23 protein-coding genes are annotated in these 23,367 nt (G+C 70.6%); 13 read left to right on the top strand and 10 right to left on the bottom strand.

Features of this window, described 5'->3' with window-relative positions; translation table 11 throughout:
- The first annotated feature begins 7 nt into the window (after window positions 1-7).
- Window positions 8-1,336: a hemolysin family protein gene (locus HLK59_RS06715; RefSeq protein WP_171140314.1), complete on the top strand. Its 1,329-nt coding sequence runs from the start codon at window positions 8-10 to the stop codon at window positions 1,334-1,336.
- On the top strand, window positions 1,333-2,346 hold the full coding sequence (locus tag HLK59_RS06710) for a hemolysin family protein (protein WP_171140313.1): 1,014 nt from the start codon (window positions 1,333-1,335) through the stop codon (window positions 2,344-2,346). The genes HLK59_RS06715 and HLK59_RS06710 overlap by 4 nt, the downstream gene beginning before the upstream one ends.
- Before the next feature lie 24 nt (window positions 2,347-2,370).
- Here the strand turns inward: HLK59_RS06710 and HLK59_RS06705 are convergent, their stop codons facing one another.
- From HLK59_RS06705 to HLK59_RS06680, 6 genes are read right to left on the bottom strand one after another with little or no spacing between them, the layout of a single operon-like run.
- Complete coding sequence (locus HLK59_RS06705) at window positions 2,371-3,414, bottom strand: LLM class flavin-dependent oxidoreductase (protein WP_171140312.1); 1,044 nt, start codon at window positions 3,412-3,414, stop codon at window positions 2,371-2,373.
- The gene (locus HLK59_RS06700) at window positions 3,411-3,635 is read right to left on the bottom strand and encodes a tautomerase family protein (RefSeq protein ID WP_171140311.1); all 225 of its coding nucleotides are present in this window, start codon (window positions 3,633-3,635) and stop codon (window positions 3,411-3,413) included. Before HLK59_RS06700 ends, HLK59_RS06705 begins: the two co-directional genes overlap by 4 nt.
- Window position 3,636: 1 nt before the next feature.
- Window positions 3,637-5,124 (bottom strand): aldehyde dehydrogenase, encoded by a 1,488-nt coding sequence (locus HLK59_RS06695; protein ID WP_171140310.1) that lies wholly within the window; start codon window positions 5,122-5,124, stop codon window positions 3,637-3,639.
- Window positions 5,117-5,848, bottom strand: a complete 732-nt coding sequence (locus HLK59_RS06690; protein WP_171140309.1) for an alpha/beta hydrolase — start codon at window positions 5,846-5,848, stop codon at window positions 5,117-5,119. The genes HLK59_RS06695 and HLK59_RS06690 overlap by 8 nt, the downstream gene beginning before the upstream one ends.
- A 6-nt stretch (window positions 5,849-5,854) precedes the next feature.
- A complete protein-coding gene (locus HLK59_RS06685) occupies window positions 5,855-6,406 on the bottom strand; it encodes an amino acid synthesis family protein (RefSeq protein ID WP_171140308.1) in 552 nt (183 codons plus the stop codon).
- Complete coding sequence (locus HLK59_RS06680; RefSeq protein WP_240982246.1) at window positions 6,403-7,017, bottom strand: amino acid synthesis family protein; 615 nt, start codon at window positions 7,015-7,017, stop codon at window positions 6,403-6,405. Before HLK59_RS06680 ends, HLK59_RS06685 begins: the two co-directional genes overlap by 4 nt.
- A 223-nt stretch (window positions 7,018-7,240) precedes the next feature.
- Between HLK59_RS06680 and HLK59_RS06675 the strand changes: the two genes are divergently transcribed.
- From HLK59_RS06675 to HLK59_RS06625, 11 genes are all read left to right on the top strand, one after another.
- Window positions 7,241-8,824, top strand: a complete 1,584-nt coding sequence (locus tag HLK59_RS06675) for a BCCT family transporter (RefSeq protein ID WP_171140306.1) — start codon at window positions 7,241-7,243, stop codon at window positions 8,822-8,824.
- Window positions 8,811-9,236 (top strand): ester cyclase, encoded by a 426-nt coding sequence (locus HLK59_RS06670; RefSeq protein ID WP_171140305.1) that lies wholly within the window; start codon window positions 8,811-8,813, stop codon window positions 9,234-9,236. The genes HLK59_RS06675 and HLK59_RS06670 overlap by 14 nt, the downstream gene beginning before the upstream one ends.
- Before the next feature lie 8 nt (window positions 9,237-9,244).
- On the top strand, window positions 9,245-9,766 hold the full coding sequence (locus HLK59_RS06665; RefSeq protein WP_206326845.1) for a flavin reductase family protein: 522 nt from the start codon (window positions 9,245-9,247) through the stop codon (window positions 9,764-9,766).
- Window positions 9,767-9,848: 82 nt separating this feature from the next.
- Complete coding sequence (locus tag HLK59_RS06660) at window positions 9,849-10,502, top strand: GntR family transcriptional regulator (protein WP_171140304.1); 654 nt, start codon at window positions 9,849-9,851, stop codon at window positions 10,500-10,502.
- Between the two features lie 154 nt (window positions 10,503-10,656).
- Window positions 10,657-11,991: a type III glutamate--ammonia ligase gene (glnT, locus tag HLK59_RS06655; protein ID WP_171140303.1), complete on the top strand. Its 1,335-nt coding sequence runs from the start codon at window positions 10,657-10,659 to the stop codon at window positions 11,989-11,991.
- Window positions 11,992-12,002: 11 nt separating this feature from the next.
- A complete protein-coding gene (locus tag HLK59_RS06650; RefSeq protein ID WP_171140302.1) occupies window positions 12,003-12,860 on the top strand; it encodes a glutamine amidotransferase family protein in 858 nt (285 codons plus the stop codon).
- Entirely contained in the window at window positions 12,848-13,522 is a 675-nt protein-coding gene (locus HLK59_RS06645; RefSeq protein ID WP_171140301.1) for a glutamate synthase, read from the top strand. Before HLK59_RS06650 ends, HLK59_RS06645 begins: the two co-directional genes overlap by 13 nt.
- A gap of 14 nt (window positions 13,523-13,536) precedes the next feature.
- Window positions 13,537-14,856 (top strand): FMN-binding glutamate synthase family protein, encoded by a 1,320-nt coding sequence (locus tag HLK59_RS06640; protein ID WP_171140300.1) that lies wholly within the window; start codon window positions 13,537-13,539, stop codon window positions 14,854-14,856.
- Window positions 14,853-15,938: an FAD-dependent oxidoreductase gene (locus HLK59_RS06635; RefSeq protein ID WP_171140299.1), complete on the top strand. Its 1,086-nt coding sequence runs from the start codon at window positions 14,853-14,855 to the stop codon at window positions 15,936-15,938. The genes HLK59_RS06640 and HLK59_RS06635 overlap by 4 nt, the downstream gene beginning before the upstream one ends.
- A 9-nt stretch (window positions 15,939-15,947) precedes the next feature.
- On the top strand, window positions 15,948-16,562 hold the full coding sequence (locus HLK59_RS06630) for an XRE family transcriptional regulator (protein ID WP_171140298.1): 615 nt from the start codon (window positions 15,948-15,950) through the stop codon (window positions 16,560-16,562).
- A 102-nt stretch (window positions 16,563-16,664) separates the two neighbouring features.
- Window positions 16,665-17,960, top strand: coding sequence for an ammonium transporter (locus HLK59_RS06625; RefSeq protein WP_171140297.1), 1,296 nt, complete (start codon window positions 16,665-16,667; stop codon window positions 17,958-17,960).
- Window positions 17,961-18,081: 121 nt separating this feature from the next.
- Here the strand turns inward: HLK59_RS06625 and HLK59_RS06620 are convergent, their stop codons facing one another.
- From HLK59_RS06620 to HLK59_RS06605, 4 genes are all read right to left on the bottom strand, one after another.
- Window positions 18,082-19,035: a ThuA domain-containing protein gene (locus tag HLK59_RS06620; protein ID WP_171140296.1), complete on the bottom strand. Its 954-nt coding sequence runs from the start codon at window positions 19,033-19,035 to the stop codon at window positions 18,082-18,084.
- A gap of 16 nt (window positions 19,036-19,051) precedes the next feature.
- The gene (locus tag HLK59_RS06615) at window positions 19,052-21,190 is read right to left on the bottom strand and encodes a PQQ-binding-like beta-propeller repeat protein (RefSeq protein ID WP_171140295.1); all 2,139 of its coding nucleotides are present in this window, start codon (window positions 21,188-21,190) and stop codon (window positions 19,052-19,054) included.
- Between the two features lie 160 nt (window positions 21,191-21,350).
- Window positions 21,351-22,136 carry a citryl-CoA lyase gene (locus HLK59_RS06610; protein ID WP_171140294.1) on the bottom strand — a complete coding sequence of 262 codons (786 nt, stop codon included), beginning with the start codon at window positions 22,134-22,136 and terminating at the stop codon, window positions 21,351-21,353.
- The gene (locus HLK59_RS06605) at window positions 22,133-23,332 is read right to left on the bottom strand and encodes a CoA transferase (RefSeq protein ID WP_171140293.1); all 1,200 of its coding nucleotides are present in this window, start codon (window positions 23,330-23,332) and stop codon (window positions 22,133-22,135) included. The genes HLK59_RS06610 and HLK59_RS06605 overlap by 4 nt, the downstream gene beginning before the upstream one ends.
- Window positions 23,333-23,367 lie beyond the last annotated feature (35 nt).

Raw genomic sequence — 23,367 nt, 5'->3', positions numbered from 1 at the left:
CCCGCCGATGAGCACCGTGAACGCGCTGCTCGGCCTGCTGGCCGTCTTCGTCCTCACCGCCGGCACCGGCTATTTCGTGGCCCAGGAGTTCGCCTACGTCTCCGCGGACCGGCTCGCCCTCGCCCGTGAGGCCGAGGCGGGCGACCGGCGGGCCGCCCGCGCCCTGACAGTGCTGGAGCGGCTGTCGTTCATGCTGTCCGGCGCACAGCTCGGCATCACCGTCACCGGCCTGGTCGTCGGCTTCATCGCCGAACCCTCCGTCTCCGCGCTGCTCAAGCCCGCGCTGACCGGCATCGGCATCCCCGAGGGCGCCGTCGCAGGCATCTCCGTCGTCCTCGCCTTCGTCCTGGCCACCGTGGTCCAGATGGTGCTGGGCGAGCTCGCCCCCAAGAACCTCGCCATCGCCGTCCCGGAGCGCCTGGCCAAGTCCCTGGCCGCCTCCACCCTGGCCTACCTCAAGGTCGTCGGCCCGGTCGTGCGGATCTTCGACGGAGCCGCCAACCGGCTGCTGCGCAAGGCCGGCATCGAGCCCGTCGAGGAACTCCACCACGGCGCCACCCTGGAGGAACTCGGCCACCTCATCGGCGAGTCCCACCAACAGGGCGAACTGCCCAAGGAGACCGCCGAACTCATCGACCACGCCCTGGAGTTCTCCGAGCGCACCCTCGACGAGGTGATGGTCCCGCGCGTGGACGCCGTCTTCGTCCGCAAGGACGCCACCGCGGCCGAGGCCGTCGACCTGATCGCCGAGTACGGTCACTCCACCTACCCCGTCCTCGGCGACCACCCCGACGACGTCCCCGGCGTCGTCGGCGTACGCGAGCTGATGCGCCTGCCCGCCGCGGCCCTGGCCACCACCGCCGCGGGCACGCTGGCCCGGCGCCCACTGCTGCTGCCCGACACGCTCCCGCTGCCCGACGCCGTCGAGCAGATGCGCGAGCGGGACGACGAGTTCGCGGTCGTCCTGGACGAGCACGGCGGCGTCGCCGGGATCGTCACCTACGAGGACATCGCGGAGGAACTGGTGGGAGACATCGCCGACGAGACCGACACGGTCATCGAGGTCGCCGTCCAGGACGGTGCGGGCTGGCTGGTCGACGCGGGCCGCCGCCTAGACGAGGTCGCCGACGCCACGGGCGTCGAACTGCCCGAGGAGGACGACTACGACACCGTGGCCGGCCTGATCGTGGACCGCCTGGGCCGCTTCCCGGCCATCGGCGACCGCCTCACCGTCGAACTCCTCGACGGAGGACGCGCGCTGATCGACGTACGCACCCTCGACCGGCACGTGCCGGAGCGGGTCCGGATCCAGAAGGTGGAGGAGTACCCGTCATGAGCTTCCCGATGGCGCTCTTCGTCACCGTGCTGCTGCTGATCGGCAGCGGATTCTTCGTCGCCGCCGAGTTCGCCCTGGTCGCTGCCAAACGGCACCGCGTGGAGAAGGCCGTCGCACAGGGACAGCGCGGCGCCAAGGCGGCGCTGGCCGGCATGCGCGAGCTGTCGCTGATGCTGGCCGGCGCCCAACTCGGCATCACCGTCTGCACCCTGGGCCTGGGCTCGGTCTCCAAGCCGGCCATCTCCCACGAACTCGACCCGCTCCTGCACGACCTGGGCCTGCCCAGCGCTCTCAGCTACGGCATCGCGTTCGTCCTCGCCATGGTCGTCGTGGTGTTCCTGCACATGGTGCTCGGCGAGATGGCCCCCAAGTCCTGGGCCATCGCCCACCCCGAACGCTCCGCGATGCTCCTCGCCCCGCCCTTCCGGGCCGTGGTGAGGACGGTACGGCCGCTGATCGCGGTGCTCAACCGGATGAGCAACGCGCTCGTACGGCTGTGCCGCGTCACCCCGCGCGACGAGCTCGCCTCGGTCCACAACCGGGAGCAACTCACCCACCTCGTCGAGGAGTCCGAGCGCCTCGGCCTGATCAGCGAGAGCGACTCGGAGCTGCTCACCCGCTCGCTCGTCGAACCCGAGACCCCTGTCGGCGACCTCCGGATCCCGGCCGCGGAGATCACCTCGGTCGACGGCGACGCGGGCATCGACGACATCCTGCGGCTGGCCGCCGAGCACGACCGCACCCGCCTGCTGGTCCAGGACGCGGGCACCGTCCTCGGCTCCGTCCATGCCCGCGACGCCCTGGTCGCCCGGGCCCGGTCCCGCGCCACCAGTGCCCGCGCGCTGGCCCGACCGGTACCGGAGGTGACGCAGGAGACCACGGTCGCCGACGCGATCGAGCTGCTGCGCCGCAACCGTGCCTCCCTGGCGGTCGTCCGGGACGGGACGGGCCGCCTCACGGGCATGGTGACGCTGGACGACCTGCTGGCCCGTTATCTGCAACCGGCGTGAGGGTGAGCCGGGGAGCGCCCCGGCTCACTGGAAGGCCGGCACGACTTCCTTGATGAACAGCTCCAGCGAGTCACGCTTCTCCTCGTGCGACAGGCTGTTGTCGATCCAGAAGCTGTACTCGTCGACGCCGAGTTCCTCATAGGCGCGCAGCCGCTCGATGACCTCCGCCGGAGTACCGATCATCGCCGTCCTGTGCAGCGATTCCGGTCGGAACTCCGGCCGGTCCTCGAACTTCGACTCCGGGCTGGGCGGCAGGAACCCGTTCACCGGGGTGGCCTTGTTGCCGAACCAGGCGTCGAAGGTGCGGTAGAACCGGTTGATCGCCTCCGCGGCCGGGCGCCAGCCCTCGGGGTCGTCGGGGGAGTGGACGTGGGTGTGGCGCAGGACCATCAGGTCGGGGCGCGGCACCTCCGGGTGGTTCGCCACGGCGGTGTCGAACTTCCGCTTGAGGTCGACGACTTCCTCGTCACCCTTCATCAGCGGTGTGACCATGACGTTGCAGCCCTGCGCCACCGCGAAGTCGTGGGAGGCGGGGTCGCGGGCGGCGATCCACATGGGCGGGGTGGGCTGCTGCACCGGCTTGGGGACGCTGGTGGAGGTCGGGAACCGCCAGATCTCGCCGTCGTGGGCGTAGTCGCCCTGCCACAGCGCCCGGACGGCCGGCACGAGCTCCCGCAGGTGCTTTCCGCCGTCGGCGGCCGGCAGCCCGTCCGCCAGCCGGTCGAACTCGAACTGGTAGGCGCCGCGGGCGAGTCCCACCTCCATCCGGCCGTTGCTGATGACGTCCAGCAGCGCACACTCACCGGCGACCCGCAGTGGATTCCAGAACGGGGCGATGATCGTCCCCGCGCCCAGCCGGACGGTCGAGGTCTGCGCGGCCAGGTGGGCCAGCAGCGGCATCGGGCTGGGGGAGATCGTGTACTCCATCGAGTGGTGCTCGCCGATCCACACGGTGGAGAACCCGCCGGCCTCGGCCATCAGGGCCAGCTCGGAGAGGTTCTCGAAGAGCCGGCGATGGCTGACCGACTCGTCCCAGCGCTCCATGTGCACGAACAACGAAAACCTCATGACTGCTCCTTGACGGTTGCTGCCGCCGTGACGGCGTCCATCTCGGTGAGGGTGATGTCACCGGTGGCCCAGTGCGTCCGGGGGACCTCGTGGACGACGACACGGATGTACTCGGGCCGGGTCCGCACGGTGCGCAGGACCGCCTCGTGGACCTCGTGGATCAACTCCCGGATCTGCGCCGGGGTGCGGCCCTCGGCGAGGGTGATGGCGACCTGTGGCATGTCAGCTCCGCATCGTGAACGGGTCGGCCACGGGCTCCTCGCTCGTGTTGATCCACACGCTCTTGAGCCGCGTGTACTCCAGGACCGTCTCGGTGCCGTGCTCCACGCCGACCCCGCTGCTCTTGAAGCCCTGGCGCGGTGACATCGGGGACATGGCCCGGTAGGTGTTGACCCAGATGGTTCCGGCGTCCAGGCGCCCCGCCATCCGGTGCGCCCGCGCGAGGTCGGTCGTCCACACGCCGGCCGCGAGTCCGTACTCGGTGTCGTTGGCCAGTCGTACGACCTCCTCCTCGGTGTCGAACGGCATGACCGCCAGCACGGGCCCGAAGATCTCCTCGCGCACGACACGCATGCTGTTGTCGACGTCCACGAGGACGGTCGGCTCGTAGAAGTACCCGCCGAGACCGCCGTCCGTGGCCCGGCCGCCGGTGAGCACCCGGGCGCCCTCGCCGCGCCCCAGGTCGACGTACCCGGCGACCTTGTCGCGCTGGTCCTCGAAGGCCAGCGGGCCCAGCTCGGTCTTCTCGTCCAGGGGGTCGCCGATGACGATGGTCCGGGCGCGTTCCGAGACCCGTTCGAGCAGCTCGTCGTAGACGGACCGATGGGCGAACACCCGGCTGCCGGCGATGCAGGTCTGCCCGGCGGCGGCGAAGATCCCGGCGACGACCCCCATCGCGGCGTTCGCGACGTCGGCGTCCTCGAAGACGATGTTGGGCGACTTGCCGCCGAGTTCGAGCGTGGCGCCGATGAAACGGCTCGCCGTGGCGGCGGCGATGCGGGCCCCGGTGGCGGTGCTGCCGGTGAAGGAGATCTTCGCGAGGTCGCGGTGGTCGACCAGGGCCTGTCCCGCCTCGGCGCCGAACCCGGTGACGACGTTCACCGCACCCGGCGGGAACCCCGCCTCCAGCGCCAGCTCGGCCAGCCTCAGCACCGTGGCCGAGGTGTGCTCCGAGGGCTTGATCACGACGGTGTTGCCGGCGCAGAGCGCGGGCGCCAGCTTGCTGCTGGTCAGCGTCAGCGGGGAGTTCCAGGGGGTGATCGCCCCGATCACGCCCAGGGGTTCGCGGGCCGTGTAGTTGAGCACCTGCCGGTCGGAGGTGGGGATGAAGTCGCCGTGGATCTTGTCGGCCAGTCCGGCGTAGTAGTAGTAATACTCCGGCAGTGTCGCCAGCTGCCCGCGCATCTCCCGCAGCAGCTTGCCGTTGTCCTGCGTCTCCATGCGGGCCAGGTCCTCGGCGTTCGCCGCGATCAGGTCGCCCAGGCGCCGCAGCAGATGCCCGCGCCGCGTCTGGCTGAGGTCGCGCCAGCGCGGATCCTCGAAGGCCTTCCGCGCGGCGGCCACGGCCTTGTCGACGTCGGTGGCGTTCCCGCGCGCGGCCCGGTAGAGGACCTCGCGCGTGGCCGGGTTGGTGCTCTCGAAGTACTCGCCCGACGCGGGCTCGACCCGTGCCCCGTCGATGAAGTGCCGCAACGTGGTGAGGTCAGACATGTGCGCACTCTCCGATGAAGGTGGTGAGGCGGTCGACGAACGCCTCGGGGCGCTCGACGGGCAGCATGTGACGCGCCTGGGGGATGATCTCCGCCCGGCAGTCGGGGAGCGCCGAGGCGAGCCGGTGGGTCATCGCGGGGGTGGACCCGGGATCGTTCTCACCCGTCACCGCCAGTGCGGGTACGGCGATGGCGGGCAGGTCCGGCGCGAGGTCGGCGTCCGCCGTGGCGAACACGCGGTAGCAGGCCAGGAACGACCCGATGTCGTTGGCGAGCAGGGTGGCCTCGGTGCGGGCCACCCGGTCGGCGGGGACGTCGGTGCCGTCGTACCAGCGCTTCAGGGACGCGGTGGCGCTCGCCGTGAAGTCGGCCTCGGCGGTGCGCAGCCGGTCGAGCACGGAGGCCCGCTCCCCGGCCGTACGCGCGCACACCGAACTGACCGAGACCAGCGTGGCCACCCGCTGGGGGTGGTGCAGGGCCACGTACTGCGCGACCAGGGCGCCCAGCGAGAATCCGACCAGGTGCGAGCCGGCCGGGATCCCGTCGAGCACCCCGGCGGCCAGCTCCGCGAGGTTCACCCCGTCGCGCACCGGTGGGCGGGTGCCGTGGCCCGGCAGGTCGGGGGCGAGCACGGTGAAGCGGTCGGCCAGGAGCGCGGCGGTGGGCTCCCACATGGTGTGGTCGAGCCCTACGCCGTGCAGCAGCACCACGGTGGGCTTGCTCATGTATGCCTACTGCTCGGTCGAGAGCGGCGCCAGGCGCTGCTGGGGGCGCCCCTGGGAGGCCGCGGCCAGTGCGATGACGATCTCGTGCGGGTGGGGGGCGTCGGCGATCCTGACCTCGAAGCTCTGGTGGTGCGAGCGGATCGTGGCGTCGGTGATGTGCTTCAGCGGGATGTCGAAGACCACACCGGCCGGCCCGCGCTTCTCGACGGCGGGCAGCAGGGTGGTGGCGTTCGCGGCCTTGCGGAAGTGGTCGCCGAACTTGAGCGTGTGGATCAGCCCCGAGCCGTGCTCGATCTCGCCGTCCAGGCCGACGATCGCCGCCTTGCCGTACGCCTCGGCGGGGGCCTCCAGGGCGTCGAGCACCGCGGGGGCGAGCAGGGCTCCGAGGTCGGAGGCGTGGGCGTCGATGCCGGGGTTGAGGTCCTCGACGAAGCCCTGACCGGCCCAGGGGTTCTCGATCACCGCCGCGACGACGGCGATCCGGGCGGGGCCGGCGACCGCGCGGCCGCCTTCGGTGCGGATCTCCTCGACGACGGTCACGATCTTGCGGACGTTCATGAGGGAACAACCTCCAGGCTCTCGGTGGTGACGACGGGGTCGGTCATGCGGTCCCCGATCCGGGGGTGCGGGCGCGGGCCCGTCGACGCGGCCGCGATGACGACGATCTCGTCCGCGCGCGGGGCGTCGCAGACGCGGGCGCTGATGGTCTGGTAGTGGCTGCGCGTCGAGGCGTGTGTCTTGTGCCAGAGCGGCACGACCAGCGTCTCGCCCGCCTCGGCACGGGCGTCGGCGAAGCAGATGATCGACTCGCCCTGGAGGTACTCCCGCACCAGATTGCCGAAGTACGGGGTGTGGATGAGGGCACCGGCGTGCTCGATCTCGCCCGCCGTACCGACGATGGCGGCCTTGCCGAACGCCTGGATCTCGCCCACGCCGCCCAGCGAAGCGCTGAGTCGGTCGGTCAGCAACCTGGCGAGCACGGGAGCGATGCGCTCCTGCTGCCGGGACAGGTCGGCCGCCGGGCCGGTGCCCGCCCACGGGTTGCGGATGACCGCGGCGACGCTGGCTCTTCGCGCGGGCTGTGCGGGTGTCTCGCCCGCCTCGGTGAGAACGACATCGCGGTAGAGCACGAGCTTGCGCAGACCGATGCCCTCGTCAGGATGTTCCATGCGCTCTTGCATGGCACAGGACGATAGGCATCGTCATCTGCGGTGGTCAAGGGGTGAGCTGGCCGACGCCATAAATGCGGTCCTGAACTGCATATATCAGCGATACGCAAAGTTAACCGGATTCCGCGCAGGCGAACTCTTGACGCTCCATCTGTGACATGCCTTACTGCTTCTTGCATGCCAGAGCGGGGGCATCAGGCTCTGCGGACTCTTAAGGAGTTTCATGTCCAGTCACCTTCGGACCGGCGCGGAGACGACACCCGCGCCACAGTCGGGCAGCGGTGCGCAAGGCACCTCGGACGACGGCGGCAGGCTCGGATCCGTCTTCTGGACCTCGCTCGGTATCTCCGCGATCTTCGTGGCCTGGGCGGTGCTTTTCACCGACAACCTGAACAAGGTCACCGACACGTCGCTGAACTGGGTGACCTCCACGTTCGGCTGGTCCTATCTGGTGATCACGCTCGCCATCCTGATCTTCCTGGTGTTCCTCGCCTTCAGCCCGGCCGGCGACATCCGCCTGGGCAAGGACGAGGACCGCCCCGAGTTCTCGACCCTCACCTGGTTCGCCATGATCCTCAGCGCGGTCATGGGCATCGGACTCGTCTCGTACGGGGTCGCCGAACCGATCTCCCACCTGGCGTCGCCGCCGCACGGTCTCGCCGAGCCCAACACCCCGGCGGCGGCCGTCCGCGCCCTCCAGTACTCCTACTTCGACTGGGGCCTCCAGGCCTGGGCGATCTTCGCCGTCTTCGGTCTGGCCATCGCCTACTCGACCCACCGCAAGGGCCGCCGCACCCTGGTGAGCCAGCTGTTCGTACCGCTGCTCGGGGACCGGGTGAACGGGCCGATCGGCAAGACGATCGACGTACTCGCCGTCTTCGCGACCCTCTTCGGCACCACGACCTCCCTCGGCCTGGGAGCACTCCAGGTCAACAACGGGCTCGGCAGACTGTGGGGGATGCCGGTCAACAACGTCAGCCAGGTGCTGATCATCGCCGCCGTCACCTCGATCTTCACGCTCTCGGCGGTGACCGGCGTCAGCAAGGGCATCAAGTTCCTGAGCCAGGGCAGCACCCTGCTGGCGATCGGGCTCTTCGTCTTCATGCTGGTCGTCGGCCCGGCCGTGTTCATCGCGAACCTGTACATCGAGTCCGTGGGCCAGTGGGCCACCGACTTCTTCCGGATGAGCCTCCAGGGCACCGCCTTCGGCGGGCTCGAATGGATGCAGTGGTGGACCTACTTCATGATGGCCTGGTGGGTCTCCTGGGGCGCCTTCGTCGGCGTCTTCCTGGCCCGCATCTCACGGGGCCGCACCATCCGCGGCTTCATCATGGGCGTCCTGGTCGTGCCCAGCGTGGTGTTCTTCACCTGGTTCACGGTCTTCGGCGGCACGGCGATCCACGTCGACATGTACGAGGGCGGCGACATCGCCAAGCAGACCGCGGCCGACATCAACAGCGCGTTCTTCGCGACCCTGGACCACTTCCCGCTCGCCTCGGTCACCTCGGTGATCGCGATCATCCTGGTCGTGATGTTCTTCGTCTCCGGCGCGGACGCCAACACCTACGTGCTCTCCATGATGACCTCGGACGGTTCACTCACCCCACGCCGTTCGGTGCTCATCCTCTGGGGCGTCCTCACCGGTGTCACCGCCGTCGTCCTGATGCTCGCCGGCGGACTGAACGCCCTTCAGAACACCGTCATCGTGACGTCCTTGCCGTTCCTCGTGATCATCGCCGGACTGGCGGTGTCCTTCTGGAAGGAACTGAGCGCGGACAGGAAGGAGAAGTCCGGTGCCGCACTCTGACGCCCGTCGCGGACTCATCGAGAAGGCCTGGGCCGCTGCCTGGGGCGAGGGGGACGTCGACGCTCTCGACGCGGTGCTCAGCCCGGCGTACCTCCGCCACAGCCAGGACCCGCAGCCGCAGGACCTGAACTCCTTCAAGGCCGCGATCGTCTCGACCCGGGCGGCCTTCCCCGACCTGGTCACCACGATCGACGACATCGTGATGGAGGGCGACCGGGCCGCGATTCGCTGGCACAGCAGCGGAACCCACGAGAACTCGCTCCTCGGTGTCCCCGCCACCCGGCGACGGGTCGAGGTCAGCGGCGCCACGTTCGCCCGCTTCGAGGGCGACCGGGTCGTCGAGGAGCACGTGACGTGGGATCCCAGGGCGCTGCTCGCGGCGCTGGGGGTCATCCGGGTGGGACAGGACTGAGGACCGAGATGGACAGGAGCAGTTCCATGGCCGCGCTCGCCGCGAAGCCCGACCTCGATGTGATGAAGCAGGTCAACCGGCAGTTCGTCACCGGTGTCACGGTCGTGACCGCGATGGACGGGGAAACCCCCAGAGGGCTGGCCGTCAACGCGTTCTCGAGCATCTCGCTCGACCCCGCCACGGTGATGGTGTGCGTCCAGCACACCTCGTCCACCCACGACTGTCTGTTCCGGGCGGACCATCTGGCGATCAACATCCTCTCCACGGACCAGCTCGACGTCGTCGGCAGGTTCGCGAGCAAGGCCGACGACAAGTTCAAGGACCTCGACTGGGAGCCCGGCCCGTTCGGCAGCCCGCTGATCGCCCGGAGCAGCGCGCGGATGGAGGTCGAGATCCGCGAGCGGCTCCAGGCGAGCACCCACACCGTGTTCATCTGCCGCGTGGTGCACGCCGCGGTCTCCGAGCGTCATCCGATGGTCTACAGCGCGGGTAAGTTCTTCGACGGCGGCGCGCTCGCGCCGCTGGGATGAGGAGGGTTCGGTGAATCGCGCAGAGGGCCCGCAGGGCGAACCGAAGTCGGGGTCCCCCCGGTCGGAGGCCGGGGGAGGGTCGATGCAGGGCAGGGTGATCGCCGAGATGCGCGGGCGGATCATCAAGGGCGACATCGAACCCGGCGCCCCGCTCTCGGAGCTCGCCCTCGCGGAGGAGTTCGGCGTCAGCCGGACGCCGGTGCGCGAAGCCCTCAAGCAGTTGCAGACCGAGGGGCTCGTCGAGATCAGGCCGCGCGTCGGGACGTTCGTCTCCACGCCCTCGCGCCGTGAGATCACGGAGCTCTTCGAGATGAAGGAGCTCATCGAGGGCGCCGCGGCCCGGCTCCTCGCCCGGCGCGGCCGTGTCGCGGAGATCGACCTGCTGGAACGCAACCTGCGGGAGTCCGACGAGGCGGTGGCCCGGGACGACCGGGAGCGGTACGCGGAGCTGGTCCAGGAGTTCCACGACCTGCTGATCACCGGTGCCGACAACAGCAAGCTGGAGGCCCACTACCGGATGCTGATGAACCAGCTGGCCTACTACTCACGGCTGGTGCACACCTCGCTGAGCCGGCCGGGCCGGGTCCTCCAGTCGGACCGTGAGCACCATGTCGTCCTGGAGCTGATCCTGGAGAAGGACGGCGACAGCGCCGAGCAGGTGATGCGTGAGCACGTCAGGGCGAGCCGACGCGCCCTGCTGGCGGGGCTGCCGATCGGCGGCCCGCACACCTCCTGACGGTGCGCCAGGGCCGGGTTCCGCCTCTTGGGAGGTGGTGCCCGGCCCTTCGGCTTACCGGGACCTTCCACGGCGGAAATCTCTCCGAAACGCCATCGGTGTCTACTCATATGCAACAACGATTCACCGCAGTGGACACCCTAAGGAGGGGCCCATGGTGACCGCCGCCCCCGATCCCGCCGAACTCCCTGATCTCGCCGAACTGGTCCGCGCCGACGGCATCGAGTTCGTGCTCGCCGTCTTCGTCGACCTGACCGGCAAACCGTGCGCCAAACTCGTCCCCGCCCAGGCCGTCGAGGAACTCCGCGACGAGGGCGTCGGGTTCGCCGGATACGCGGCCGGAGCACTCGGCCAGCAGCCCAGCGACCCCGATGTCGTCGCCCGTCCGGACGCCCGCTCCTACACCCCCCTGCCCTTCGTGAAGCCCGGCCTCGCCCTCGTCCACTGCGACCCGTACGTGGAGGGCGAACCCTGGCCGTACGCCCCACGCGTCATCCTGCGCACCCTGCTGGAGCGGGCCGCGGCACACGGACTCGCCCCCTCGGTCGGCGCCGAGGTCGAGTACTTCCTCGTCAACCGCGACGAACACGGTGTCCTCAGCGTCGCCGACCCCAAGGACACCGCCAGCCAGCCCTGTTACGACGCCCGCGGCCTGACCCGTATGTACGACCACCTCACCGCGGTCTCCAGCGCCATGAACTTCCTCGGCTGGGGCAACTACGCCAACGACCACGAGGACGGCAACGGCCAGTTCGAGCAGAACTTCAAGCACGCCGACGCCCTCACCACCGCCGACCGGGTCATCACCATGCGCTACCTGGTCTCGGTACTGGCCGAACAGCGCGGCATGACCGCCACGTTCATGCCGAAGCCGTTCACCGACCGCACCGGCACCGGCATGCATCTGCACATCTCGCTGTGGCGGGGCGACGAGCCGGCCTTCCCCGACGCCACCGACGGACGCGGCCTCGGCCTCTCCCCGCTCGCCTACTCCTTCGTCGCCGGAATCGTCGAACACGCCCGCGCGCTCCAGGCCGTGATCGCGCCGACGGTCAACTCCTACAAGCGCACCGGAGCGGTCTCCACCCGCTCGGGCGCCACCTGGTCACCGCGCCTGGCGAGTTACGGCGGCAACGACCGCACCCACTTCATCCGCGTCCCCGACGGCAACCGCGTCGAACTGCGCGGCGGAGACGGGGCCGCCAACCCCTACCTCGCCGCTGCCGCCGCGCTCGCCGCGGGCCTCGACGGCATCGAACGCGGCCTCGACCCGGGCGAACCGGGCGCGGCCGGCAAGGGCCCGGAACTCCCGCCCACCCTGCTGCACGCCGTCGAGGCGCTCCAGGAGGACGAGGTGATCAGCGGCGCCCTGGACGCGGCCGGGTCGGGCGTGAGCCGCTACTTCGCCGACCTCAAACGCGAGGAGTTCTTCGACTGGCACGCCACGGTCGGCCCCTGGGAGCTCGACCGCTATCTGACCGCCTTCTGAAGGGACCTGAGATGTGCGGAATCGTGGGGCTCCATCTGCGCGAGCCCTCCCTCGAACCGCGGCTGGGCGAACTGCTGACCGCGATGCTCGGACAGGTCGTCGAGCGCGGCCCGGACTCGGCGGGTGTCGCGGTGTACGGCGACCCGCGCCTGTCGCCGCCCGGCCGAACCGTCGTATCGGTGCTGGGGACCTCACCGGCCGAGGTCGCTCAGGCCCTGCCCGGCACGGTCGCCCACGACGCCGACGCCACCACCGTCGTGCACGCGGATGCCGCCGAGGTCGCCGCCGCGCTTCCCGGCGCCAGGATCATCGGCTCCGGCGAGGGCTTCGCCGTACTCAAAGGCACCGGCAACCCGCTCGAACTGGCCGACTCCTTCGGGCTCGCCTCCGTCACCGGCTGGCAGGGCGTCGGCCACACCCGCATGGCCACCGAGTCCGCCGTCACCCCCGAGGGCGCCCACCCCTTCTCCGTCGGCCCCGGACAGTGCCTGGTGCACAACGGCTCCTTCGCCAACCACGCCACCATCCGCCGTGAACTGCGCGCCCAGGGCGTCGAGTTCGACAGCGAGAACGACTCCGAGGTCGGCGCCCGCTTCATCGCGCACCACCTGGAACAGGGCGCCGACCTGGAGAAGGCACTGCGGCTGCTGTGCGAACGCTTCGACGGCTTCTATACCCTGCTCGTCTCCACCGGCGACTCCTTCGCGGTCGTCCGTGACGCCATCGCCTGCAAGCCGGCGCTCGTCGCCGAGACCGACGCCTGGGTCGCGATGGCCTCCGAATACCGGGCGCTCGACGTCCTGCCGGGCATCGAGAACGCCCGCATCTTCGAACCCGAGCCGGAAGAGGTGTACGTATGGCGACGCTGATCGACCTGGCGGCGACGCCGGTACGCGAGCTCAACCAGGCCCTGCACGAGGCGCCCGCGGCGGCCTGGCGGGTACTGAACCCGCGCGGCGCGCATGCCGTGGCCTGCGGGATCCGCGAGAACCTCACCGTCGACATCGAAGGCCACGTCGGCTACTACTGCGCCGGCATGAACCAGCGCGCCACCGTCACCGTCCACGGCAACGCGGGCACCGGGGTCGCCGAGAACATGATGTCCGGCACGGTCCGCGTGCACGGCAACGCCTCCCAGTCGGCCGGCGCCACCGCGCACGGCGGCCTGCTGGTGATCGACGGGGACGCGTCCGCGCGCTGTGGCATCTCGATGAAGGGCGTGGACATCGTCGTCGGCCAAGACGTCGGCCACATGAGCGCGTTCATGGGGCAGGCCGGCCGCCTGGTCGTCTGCGGTGACGCGGGCGACGCCCTCGGGGACTCGCTGTACGAGGCCCGCATATACGTCAGAGGCACGGTGAAGTCCCTCGGCGCGGACTGCGTCGAGAAGGAAATGCGGCCCGAACACCTCGCGGAACTCGCCGAGTTGCTGAAGGCGGCCGAGCGGGACGAGGACCCGGCCGACTTCCGCCGCTACGGATCGGCCCGGGAGCTGTACCACTTCAACGTCGACAACACCGCCGCGTACTGAGGGAGTTCGACCCCATGGAACCCGCATCCCACGGACTGCGCGAGTCGGCGACCTTCGACCGCGCCACCATCCACGCCATCCAGCGCGCCGCCGAGACCGGCATCTACGACATCCGCGGCTGGGGCGCCAAGCGGCGACTCCCGCACTTCGACGACCTGCTGCTGCTCGGCGCCTCCATGTCCCGCTATCCGCTGGAGGGTTACCGTGAACGCTGCGACACGGACGTCCTGCTCGGCACCCGGCACGCCAAGAACCCTCTCAGGCTGGCCACCCCGGTCACCATCGCCGGCATGAGCTTCGGCGCTCTGTCCGCCCAGGCCAAGGAAGCCCTCGGACGCGGCGCCAGCGAGGTGGGGACCTCCACGACCACCGGCGACGGCGGCATGACCCCCGAGGAGCGCGGCCACTCCAAGCACCTCGTCTACCAGTACCTGCCGTCCCGCTACGGCATGAACCCCGACGACCTGCGCGCCGCCGACGCCATCGAGATCGTCCTCGGACAGGGCGCCAAGCCCGGCGGCGGAGGCATGCTGCTCGGCCAGAAGATCACCGAGCGGGTCGCCGGCATGCGGACCCTGCCCGTCGGCATCGACCAGCGCAGCGCCTGCCGCCACCCCGACTGGACCGGCCCCGACGACCTCGCCATCAAGATCCTCGAACTGCGCGAGATCACCGACTGGGAGAAGCCGATCTATGTGAAGGTCGGCGCGACCCGGACCTACTACGACGTGAAGCTGGCCGTCCACGCGGGCGCGGACGTCGTGGTCGTCGACGGCATGCAGGGCGGCACGGCCGCCACCCAGGACGTCTTCATCGAGCACGTCGGCATCCCCACCCTGGCCGCCCTGCCCCAAGCCGTGCGCGCCCTCCAGGAGTTGGGCGTGCACCGCGAGGTCCAGCTGATCGTCTCCGGCGGCATCCGGGGCGGCGCCGACATGGCCAAGGCCCTCGCCCTCGGCGCGGACGCGGTCGCCATCGGCACCGCCGCGCTGATCGCGCTCGGCGACAACCACCCGAAGTACGACGCCGAATACCGTCGACTGGGCTCCGCGGCCGGCTACTTCGACGACTACCAGGACGGCCGTGACCCGGCCGGCATCTCCACCCAGGACGAGGAACTGTCCGCCCGCCTGGACCCCGTCGACGCCGGCCGCCGGCTCGCGAACTTCCTGCGGGTGATGACCATGGAGGCCCAGACCCTCGCCCGCGCCTGTGGCAAGGGACACCTCCTCAATCTGGAGCCCGAGGACCTGGTCGCCCTGACGATAGAGTCCGCCGCCATGGCCCGCGTACCGCTCGCGGGTACGAACTGGATCCCCGGGGAGGGTCTGTGATCGCAGTCGTGGGTGCCGGTCTGATGGGCGCGGCCACCGCCTGGCAACTGGCCCGGCGGGGCCACGAGGTCACGCTGATCGAGGCGTACGACATCGGCCACCGGCGGGGGAGCTCGCACGGCAGCTCGCGGATCTTCCGACGGGCGTACGCCGACGGCCTGTACGTGGACCTGACCGGGCGGGCCTACGAGCAATGGCGCGAGCTGGAGCACGACAGCTCGACCCCCTTGCTGCGCATGACCGGCGGTGTCGACTTCGGGGCGGGGCGCGACCCCGAGGGGCTGGCCGGAGCGCTGGGCGGGGCCGGAGTGCCGCACGAGGTCCTGGGCGCCGAGGCCGCGTCGGAGCGCTGGCCGTACATCCGCTTCGACGGGCCGGTCCTGTACCACCCGGGCGCCGGGGTGCTCGATGCCGACGAGACCGTCGCGGCGTGTGTGCGCAGGGCCATCGAGCACGGGGCGGACGCGTGGATCGGCGTACGGGTCACCGGGTTCGACGTGGGGGAGAAGGTCCGTCTGCGTACGGACGACGGCCGTGAACTGACCGCCGACACCGTGGTGATCGCCGCCGGGGCCTGGCTGCCCGAGCTCGAACTGCCCGTCCGGCTGCCGGAGTTGAAGGTGACCCAGCAGCAGGTCTTCCACTTCCGTCAGCGGGAGTCCTCGGCCGGGTGGCCGACCCTGGTCTTCAAGGACGAGTCGATGCAGACGTACGGGCTGCCGTCCGGCGGCGACGGCGGACCGCTGCCCGCCATGAAGGTCGCCGAGCACGACCGCGGCACCCCCGCCAGGGCCAGTACCCGGACCGGTGTCGTCGACCCGTCGTCGCGCACCCGCGTGAGCGACTTCGTCCGCGACCGGCTCCCGGGCCTGGACCCCGACCCGGTGGCGGAGGCGACCTGCCTGTACACCACCGCCCCGAAGGACGACTTCGTCCTCGACCGGCACGGCCCCGTCGTCATCGTCTCCCCCTGCTCCGGCCAGGGCGCCAAGTTCACCCCGCTCATCGGCGCGATGGCCGCCGACCTCGCCACGGGCCGTGCCGAGCCCCACCCCCGCTTCCGGCTGGACCGCTCGGCATAGGATGCGCCGATGACCGAGAACCCCGAATCCGCAGCGGACTCAGACGACGAGGCCCTGGAGCGCGTCATCGCGGTCCGGGCCCGTGAGTACCGGCAGGCGGCGGGCCTCTCGGTCGGTGAGATGGCCCAGCGGGTCGGCATCTCCAAGGCCATGCTGTCGAAGATCGAGAACGCCCAGACCGCGTGCAGCCTCACCACGCTCTCCCGGCTCGCGCGGGGTCTCGACGTCCCGGTCACCGCCCTGTTCCGCGGCATGGACGACGAACGCGAGGCGGTCTTCGTGCCCGCCGGTCACGGCGCCCGGATCGTCCGGCGGGGGACGAGAGTCGGCCACGAGTACGCCCAGCTCGGCTCGCTGAGGGGCGCCCACAAGCGGATGGACGCCCTGCTTGTCACCCTCACCGAACAGAGCGAGGTCTTCCCGCTCTTCCAGCACGCCGGCACCGAACTCCTCTACATGCTGGAAGGCGTCATGGTCTACGGCCACGGCAAGTCCAGCTACACCCTGCGCCCCGGCGACGCCCTCCAGTTCGACGGCGAGGCCCCGCACGGCCCCGAGAAACTCGTCGAGTTGCCGATCCGCTTCCTGACGGTGACGGCTTTCGGGGACAGCGCCCCGCACTGAAACCCGTCGTTAATCGGCCACGGTCGAGTCTCGTAACGCACTCCCGGTCTACTGCGGTGAAACGAAGTTTCCCACTGCTGGACCTCTCCTCGGAGTGTACGCATGGACACCGGAAGTACCGCTTGGATGCTCGCGAGCACGGCACTGGTCTGTCTCATGGTGCCGGGCCTCGCGCTCTTCTACGGCGGCATGGTCGCCGCCAAGAGCGTCCTGAACATGATCATGATGACGTTCGGGTCCGTCGCCCTGGTCGGCTGCATCTGGGTCGTCTACGGCTACTCGGCCTCCTTCGGCGACTCGATCGGCGGCGCCGGGATCCTCGGTGACGTCACCGAGTACTTCGGCCTGAGCGGCGTCATGAAGGACGACCCGAAGGCCGTCATCCCGCTCTCCGTCTTCGTCGCCTTCCAGGCCCTGTTCGCGGCCCTCACCGCCGCCCTGATCTGCGGGGCGATCTCGGACCGCATCAAGTTCGGCGCCTGGATGGCGTTCACCGGGATCTGGGTGACGCTGGTCTATCTGCCGGTCGCCCACTGGGTGTTCGCCTTCGACGGCAAGGACGTGACCGGCGGCTGGATCGTCAACAAGCTCGGCGCGATCGACTTCGCGGGCGGCACGGCCGTCCACATCAACTCGGGCGCGGCGGCGCTGGCGATGATCCTCGTCCTCGGCAAGCGCCTCGGCTGGAAGAAGGAGGGCGGCGCGGACAAGCCCCACAACCTGCCCCTGGTGATGCTCGGCGCGGGTCTGCTCTGGTTCGGCTGGTTCGGCTTCAACGGCGGCTCCGCGCTGACGTCCTCGAACGCCGCCTCGGTCGTCGTCCTCAACACCCTCACCGCCACCTGCTCCGCGATGCTCGGCTGGCTCCTCGTGGAGAAGCTCCGCGACGGCCACCCCACCACCCTCGGCGCCGCGTCCGGCGCGATCGCGGGACTCGTCGCCATCACCCCGTCCTGCGGTGCGGTCTCCCCGGTCGGCGCCCTCGCGCTCGGCGCGGTCGGCGGCGCGGTGTGCGCCCTCGCGGTCGGCCTCAAGTACCGGTTCGGCTACGACGACTCCCTCGACGTCGTCGGTATCCACCTCGTCGGAGGCATCACCGGCACCCTGCTGGTCGGCATCCTCGCCACGTCGGACGCCCCCAACGGCGTCGACGGTCTCCTGTACGGCGGTGGCCTCTCCCTCCTCGGCAAGCAGGCCGTCGGTGCCTTCGCCGTACTGGCGTACTCCTTCGGCGTGACCTGGCTGATCGCCAAGGCCCTCGACAAGACGATGGGCCTGCGGGTCCACCCGGAGGCGGAACAGGAGGGCGTCGACGTCCACCTCCACGCGGAGAGCGCCTACGACCTCACCCACACGCCGGCCAACGCCCCCGCCCCGGAGCCTGCCCCTGCGGGGTGAGGCGGGCGGAACCTGGGGCGGGCCCGGAGGAGCGCGGCGCGGCACCACATCCCGGGGCCGCCGCGCGAGGAACTGCCACGGCCCGCCCCGACCCCGGCTGCCGGTCATCGGACCGTCGCGGTCATCCACGACAGAACGGGCGCTTCCCCATCGCCGACTCGATGCCGCCGAGGACCAGCTTCTGGAACGCGGCGGCACCGGCGTAGGAGCCGTCGGTGGAGAACGCCCGCGCGTCATGGCCGAGGGTGGTGAGCCAGGCGCGACCGCCGTCGTAGTACTGGCACCAGGCGACCGGATGGTCCTTGCCGTGCCCGGGGTGGTGGTAGTTCCCGGCCACGCCCTCCGCCAGGGTGCTCTCGTCGACCTCGGCCAGCACACGGACCTTCGAGGGGGCCGGGACCAGGTTGTACCACTCGTCGGTGAAGGTCCACGTCGACGGCAGCGAGGCGGTCGAGGCGTCCTTGCGGCCCACCACACGTACGGTGCCCGGCTGCACGGGCCCGTGGTCGTAGAAGTTCGCCCCGCCCAACAGGCCCTCGTACCAAGGCCAGTTGTACTCCGTACCGAAGGCGTTGTGGATGCCCACGAAACCCCCGCCGCCGCGCAGGTACTGGCGCAGCGAGGTCTGCGCGGCGTCGTCGAGCGTGTCGCGGCTCGTGGAGAAGAAGACGACCGCGTCGTAGCGGAACAGGGTGGCCGGGGAGGCCAGTTGGGTGACGTCCTCGGTGTAGTCGACCTGGAAGCCGTTGTCCGCGCCCATCGCGCGGACCGCGTTCTGGACGACGTTCGCGGGGGTGAGCGGCGGGTTGAGTCCGGTGGACAGGGCCGGCCCGAGGTTGGCGTGACGGGGACCCGCGGTACGCGTGTAGAGGAGGATCCGGTAGCCCTGGGAGGCGTCGAAGTTGCCCCAGTCGTGGTAGCAGCGGGCGTTCGTGCCCCGGCACACGCCGTAGTCGGGGTCGCCCAGTTCCTGTGCACCCTGCCCCACCCCGCCCTGGGCGAAGCTCACGGTGGCGGTGGCCACGAGGGCGCTCAGGGCGACGCCCAGTGCGGCGAATCTGGCTCTCGATGTCATGGTCGACTGCCCTTCCTCAGCTCACGACGATCTTTCCGGTGCTCTGGGGTGCGATCGGATCGTTGTAGAAGTACTCGCCGGGTGTCTCGAAGGTGTGCGTGTACGACTGGCCCGGCATGAGCAGCCCGCTGTCGAACTCGGCCTCGAAGAACGACACGGCGCCGTGCGCGGACCTGTTGTCCGCCGGGTTGGTGAAGGTGACGGTCGTGCCCGTCGCGACACGAAGATGCTGGGGCGCCATGGCGTTCTGGGCCACGAGGTTCTCCGTCGTTCCCGGCGTCTGGGTCGTGCTGTTCCAGACGCGGCCCAGGGTGACGGTGTCGCCGGTCACCGCGGCCACGCGGATCTGGTTGCGGCGCGAGGGCGCAGTGGGGGCGGCGGCCGGTCCGACGCCACCGTCGAGCTTGAACGCCCACAGGCTGTCCCCCTTGGGGATGTCGGGATACGGCAGCCAGTTGCCGCCGGCCAGGACGGCGACGTACTGCTCCCCGTCGATCTCGTACGTCAGCGGGCTGGTGTTCACACCGGCCCCGCACTGCCAGCTCCACAGCTGCCGGCCGTCGCGGTCGTCGAGGGCCGTGAGGACTCCGTCGGGACGGCCCTGGAACAACACGCCCCCGGCGGTGCTCAGTACGCCGTTGCCGTGGGCGAGGGACCAGTCGCCCTCGCGGCGCCAGGCCACGGTGTTGGTGCGCGGGTCGACCGCGGCGAGGCCTCCGGCGAAGTACTCGCCCAGCGGGCGGGCGGTGTTGACGCGTCCGCCGCGGGTGTTGGAGTACGCGGAGTTGATCAGGCCGTAGCCGACGTAGACGAGGCCGGTGCGGTGGCTGAAGGAGGGGAAGGCCCAGTCGGCGCCGCCGCCCGCGCCGGGGAACAGGATGGTGGCGCGGTCCCAGAAGACCTCGTAGATCCCGCCGGTGGGATAGAAGGGGACCGGCCGGGTGGCCTTGTCCAGGCGGGGCTCGCTCTCCACGAAGGGCTCGCCGCCGGGGAAGGGCTGGGTGGGGGCGGTCTTCTGGAGCGCGTGCTGCGGTACGGCGCGCTCCTCCATCCCGTGGACGGGCTCTCCCGTGACGCGGTCGAGGACGTAGTACATGCCGGTCTTGCTGCCGTAGACGACGACCCGGCGCTTCCTCCCGTCGATCGACAGGTCCGCCAGGACGGGGGACATGACGTTGTCGTAGTCCCAGATGTCGTGGTGGACGGACTGGAAGTGCCAGCGCCGTTCACCCGTCTTGGCGTCGATGGCGACCAGGCAGTTGGAGAACAGGTTGTCCCCGCCGCGCAAGGAGCCGTCGGTGCGGGGGTAGGGGTTGCCGAACGTCCAGTAGACCAGGCCGAGTTCGGGGTCGATGGCGGGGTGGATCCAGCACACCGCGCCGCCGTTCTTCCAGGAGTCGCCCTCCCAGGTGTCGTGTCCGTACTCGCCGGGGCCCGGGGTGCCCCAGAACGTCCAGGCGAGCTCTCCGGTCGCCGCGTCGAGCGCGTATCCGCGGCCGCGGGCTCCGGCGGTGCTGCCCTCGGTGCCGATGTAGATCAGGCCGTCCCAGTAGACGACCGCACCGGCCAGCCCGCCCGAACTGCCCCCGCACTGACCGCTCTCGGGGTCGCAGCCGGGGTCCCCCTGGTCCTCGACGAGCAGCTCGCGGGTCCAGACGACGGCGCCGGTCCGCTGGTCCAGGGCGTGGACGATGTTGGCGCCGGAGATGGTGAAGGCGAGTCCCTGCCCCAGGGCGACGCCGCGCATGTTGGTGGTCTCGGTACCGACACTGGTCTTCCAGCGCACGGCTCCCGTGCGGCCGTCGACGGCGAAGACGTTCTGCTGGGTGGTGACGGCGTAGAGGATGCCGTCCTGCGCGATGACCGCGCACTGCTGGTGGGCGGAGGTGGAACCGCCCTCCAGGTCGATGCGCCAAGCCCCGCGCAACGTGCGGACGTTGGCCGTGGTGATCTGCTTCAGCGACGAGTAGCTGTGGTTGCCGAGGTTGCCGCCGGCCTTGGGGTAGTCCTTGTCGGCGGCCCGGTGCGACTGGGGCGGCACGGGGAGCGCCGACCCGCCGGAGGTCTCGGCCGCCTGGGCGACGGACGTGCCGAACAGGGCGACGGTGCCCGCCGTCCCGAAGGTCGTCGACGTGAGAAAGCTGCGTCTGTCCATGATCCCTCTTTCGTGGCGCATGCGTCTGACTCGCATGAGGTGGGGGAGGGAGGAGCTCTGCGGCTCGTGGTCCGCTGTACGGTTTGCACAACCCGCACTGTGGTTGGCGTTACGTTAGGGATGTGCCACGGGTGTGGCAAGGGGGCGGGACGGGACTTGTTCAGCCGTCGAGACGGGCGGGCAGCACGCCGCGCGGGATCGGGCCCTTGTTCCGGCGGCCCTGGCCCATCTCCTCCCAGGCGTGGGCGAGCAGGCCCACGGAGCGGCTGAGGACGAACAGACCGCGGGCGAGCGGCGCGGGAAAGCCCAGCTCGGCGTAGATGACGGCGGTGGCGCCGTCGATGTTCATCGGCACGGGGCGGGGGCGTCGCAGCAGTGCTTCCTCCACGGCCAGGGCGGCGTCGAGGTGGTCGCCGCGGACGATCCCGTCCTCGACCGCCTGGCGGACCAGGCCGATCAGCGGGTCGCGGCGCGGGTCGACCGGGTGGAAGCGGTGACCGAAGCCGGGCAGATAGCGGGAACGCCGCTGCCAGTCGGCCATGACCGTACGGGCCGCGTCCGCCCAACTGCCGTCGATCTCATGGCGGTCGCGGATGTCGTCGAGCATCTCCACGCACTGCTGCCCCGCGCCGCCGTGGGAGTCGCCGAGCATGTTGACGCCGGTGGCCATCGCGTTGTTGAGGCCGATTCCGCAGGTGGCGGCCATACGGGCGGCGGCGATGGAGGGGGCCTGCGGACCGTGGTCCACGCCGGCCACGAGGGCGGCCTCCAGCAGGGCGGACTCGCGGGCGTTCGGCAGATCGCCGCGCAGCAGCAGCCAGATGACGTCCACCAGGCCGGCGGAGCCGATCAGGGACTGGACGGGGCGGCCGCGGAGCTCGATGCTGCCGGGCTCGATATGGCTGATCGCGGTGGCCCACCACAGCGCGCTCTCGTCGGCGCTCATGACGCGGCCGCCTCCTCGGCGGCCCGGGACGTCCAACGGCGGGCCAGGGCCTGCCGTTCGTGGTTGTGCTCGCCGAGCAGCGGCGGACTGGCCGTGGGTGCGAACGCCTCCCCGTCGAAGAGCACACCGCTGCCCACCACCCGCAGGGGTTCCCCGGCGCGCCCGGGATGCTCCAGCTCGGAGACGAAGCGGCGGTGGTCCAACTGCGGTTGCTCCAGGGCCTGCGGCACGGTCAGTACCCGGGCGGCGGGCACCCCGGCCGCGGTCAGCTCGCTCTCCCAGTCGGCCGCCGGTCTGGCCGACAGGGCCGCGTCGAGGGCGGCGTTGAGCTCGCTGCGATGGGCCTTGCGCTGTTCGCGGTCGCCGAAGCGCGGATCGGTGACGAGACCGGGTGCGCCCACCAGACGGCAGAGGGTCTCGAACTGGCCCTGCTGATTGGCGGAGATGTTCAGGGGCCCGTCGAGGGCGCGGAAGGTGCCGGAGGGAGCCGCGGTGGCGTTCTGGTCGCCCAAGGGCCTCGGCGGGACCCCGCTGACCAGGTAGTTCGACACCGCCCAGCCCATCGCCGACAGGGACACCTCCAGCATGGAGACATCCAACCGGCTGCCCTGTCCGGTGCGTTCGCGGTGCAGAAGGGCCGCGCTGATGGCGAGGGCGGCCATCAGACCGCCCGTGGTGTCACAGACCGGGAAGCCGACCCGCTGGGGCGCCGTGTCCGGGGTGCCGGTGATGCTCATCATCCCGGTCAGGCCCTGCACGATCTGGTCGTAGGCGGGGGCGTCGCTCATCGGACCGGTGTGGCCGAAGCCGGAGATGGAGCAGTAGACGAGCCGCTCGTTGATCCGGCCGAGGCGGTCCGTGTCGTAGCCCATCCGGGCCAGGACGCCTGCCCGGAAGTTCTCCAGGAGGACATCGGCGCCGCCCAGGAGGGTCTCGAAGAAGGCCTGGTCGGTGGTGTCCTTGAGGTCCAGTTCCAGGGATTTCTTGCCCGCGTTCTGGGCCAGGAAGGAGGCCCCGACGCCGTCGCGGTTCAACGCGGGATCGGGGCCGAGGCCGCGCGCGAGATCGCCTTGTCCGGGTCGCTCGATCTTGACCACTTCGGCGCCCAGGAGCATGAGTTGGTAGCTGCAGTAGGGCCCGGCCAGCACGTTCGTGAGGTCCAGAACGCGGATGCCGTCGAGCGGTCGGACGTGCATGGGGCGTCTCCTTCCGGGCGCCGCGGACGGCGCCG

It is taken from the genome of Streptomyces sp. S3(2020) (assembly GCF_013044505.1).
Taxonomy (GTDB): Bacteria; Actinomycetota; Actinomycetes; order Streptomycetales; family Streptomycetaceae; genus Streptomyces.
Note: the sequence above shows the minus strand (reverse complement) of the source record. Positions and strands in the feature narration are given on the sequence as shown.

What these genes read in the sequence shown, in the direction of transcription:
- HLK59_RS06715 (WP_171140314.1), top strand. Translation starts at nt 8, where the DNA reads ATGAGCACCGTGAACGCGCTGCTCGGCCTGCTGGCCGTCTTCGTCCTC.
- HLK59_RS06710 (WP_171140313.1), top strand. Translation starts at nt 1,333, where the DNA reads ATGAGCTTCCCGATGGCGCTCTTCGTCACCGTGCTGCTGCTGATCGGC.
- HLK59_RS06705 (WP_171140312.1), bottom strand. Translation starts at nt 3,414, where the DNA reads ATGAGGTTTTCGTTGTTCGTGCACATGGAGCGCTGGGACGAGTCGGTC.
- HLK59_RS06700 (WP_171140311.1), bottom strand. Translation starts at nt 3,635, where the DNA reads ATGCCACAGGTCGCCATCACCCTCGCCGAGGGCCGCACCCCGGCGCAG.
- HLK59_RS06695 (WP_171140310.1), bottom strand. Translation starts at nt 5,124, where the DNA reads ATGTCTGACCTCACCACGTTGCGGCACTTCATCGACGGGGCACGGGTC.
- HLK59_RS06690 (WP_171140309.1), bottom strand. Translation starts at nt 5,848, where the DNA reads ATGAGCAAGCCCACCGTGGTGCTGCTGCACGGCGTAGGGCTCGACCAC.
- HLK59_RS06685 (WP_171140308.1), bottom strand. Translation starts at nt 6,406, where the DNA reads ATGAACGTCCGCAAGATCGTGACCGTCGTCGAGGAGATCCGCACCGAA.
- HLK59_RS06680 (WP_240982246.1), bottom strand. Translation starts at nt 7,017, where the DNA reads ATGGAACATCCTGACGAGGGCATCGGTCTGCGCAAGCTCGTGCTCTAC.
- HLK59_RS06675 (WP_171140306.1), top strand. Translation starts at nt 7,241, where the DNA reads ATGTCCAGTCACCTTCGGACCGGCGCGGAGACGACACCCGCGCCACAG.
- HLK59_RS06665 (WP_206326845.1), top strand. Translation starts at nt 9,245, where the DNA reads ATGGACAGGAGCAGTTCCATGGCCGCGCTCGCCGCGAAGCCCGACCTC.
- HLK59_RS06660 (WP_171140304.1), top strand. Translation starts at nt 9,849, where the DNA reads ATGCAGGGCAGGGTGATCGCCGAGATGCGCGGGCGGATCATCAAGGGC.
- glnT (WP_171140303.1), top strand. Translation starts at nt 10,657, where the DNA reads ATGGTGACCGCCGCCCCCGATCCCGCCGAACTCCCTGATCTCGCCGAA.
- HLK59_RS06650 (WP_171140302.1), top strand. Translation starts at nt 12,003, where the DNA reads ATGTGCGGAATCGTGGGGCTCCATCTGCGCGAGCCCTCCCTCGAACCG.
- HLK59_RS06645 (WP_171140301.1), top strand. Translation starts at nt 12,848, where the DNA reads ATGGCGACGCTGATCGACCTGGCGGCGACGCCGGTACGCGAGCTCAAC.
- HLK59_RS06640 (WP_171140300.1), top strand. Translation starts at nt 13,537, where the DNA reads ATGGAACCCGCATCCCACGGACTGCGCGAGTCGGCGACCTTCGACCGC.
- HLK59_RS06630 (WP_171140298.1), top strand. Translation starts at nt 15,948, where the DNA reads ATGACCGAGAACCCCGAATCCGCAGCGGACTCAGACGACGAGGCCCTG.
- HLK59_RS06625 (WP_171140297.1), top strand. Translation starts at nt 16,665, where the DNA reads ATGGACACCGGAAGTACCGCTTGGATGCTCGCGAGCACGGCACTGGTC.
- HLK59_RS06620 (WP_171140296.1), bottom strand. Translation starts at nt 19,035, where the DNA reads ATGACATCGAGAGCCAGATTCGCCGCACTGGGCGTCGCCCTGAGCGCC.
- HLK59_RS06615 (WP_171140295.1), bottom strand. Translation starts at nt 21,190, where the DNA reads ATGGACAGACGCAGCTTTCTCACGTCGACGACCTTCGGGACGGCGGGC.
- HLK59_RS06610 (WP_171140294.1), bottom strand. Translation starts at nt 22,136, where the DNA reads ATGAGCGCCGACGAGAGCGCGCTGTGGTGGGCCACCGCGATCAGCCAT.
- HLK59_RS06605 (WP_171140293.1), bottom strand. Translation starts at nt 23,332, where the DNA reads ATGCACGTCCGACCGCTCGACGGCATCCGCGTTCTGGACCTCACGAAC.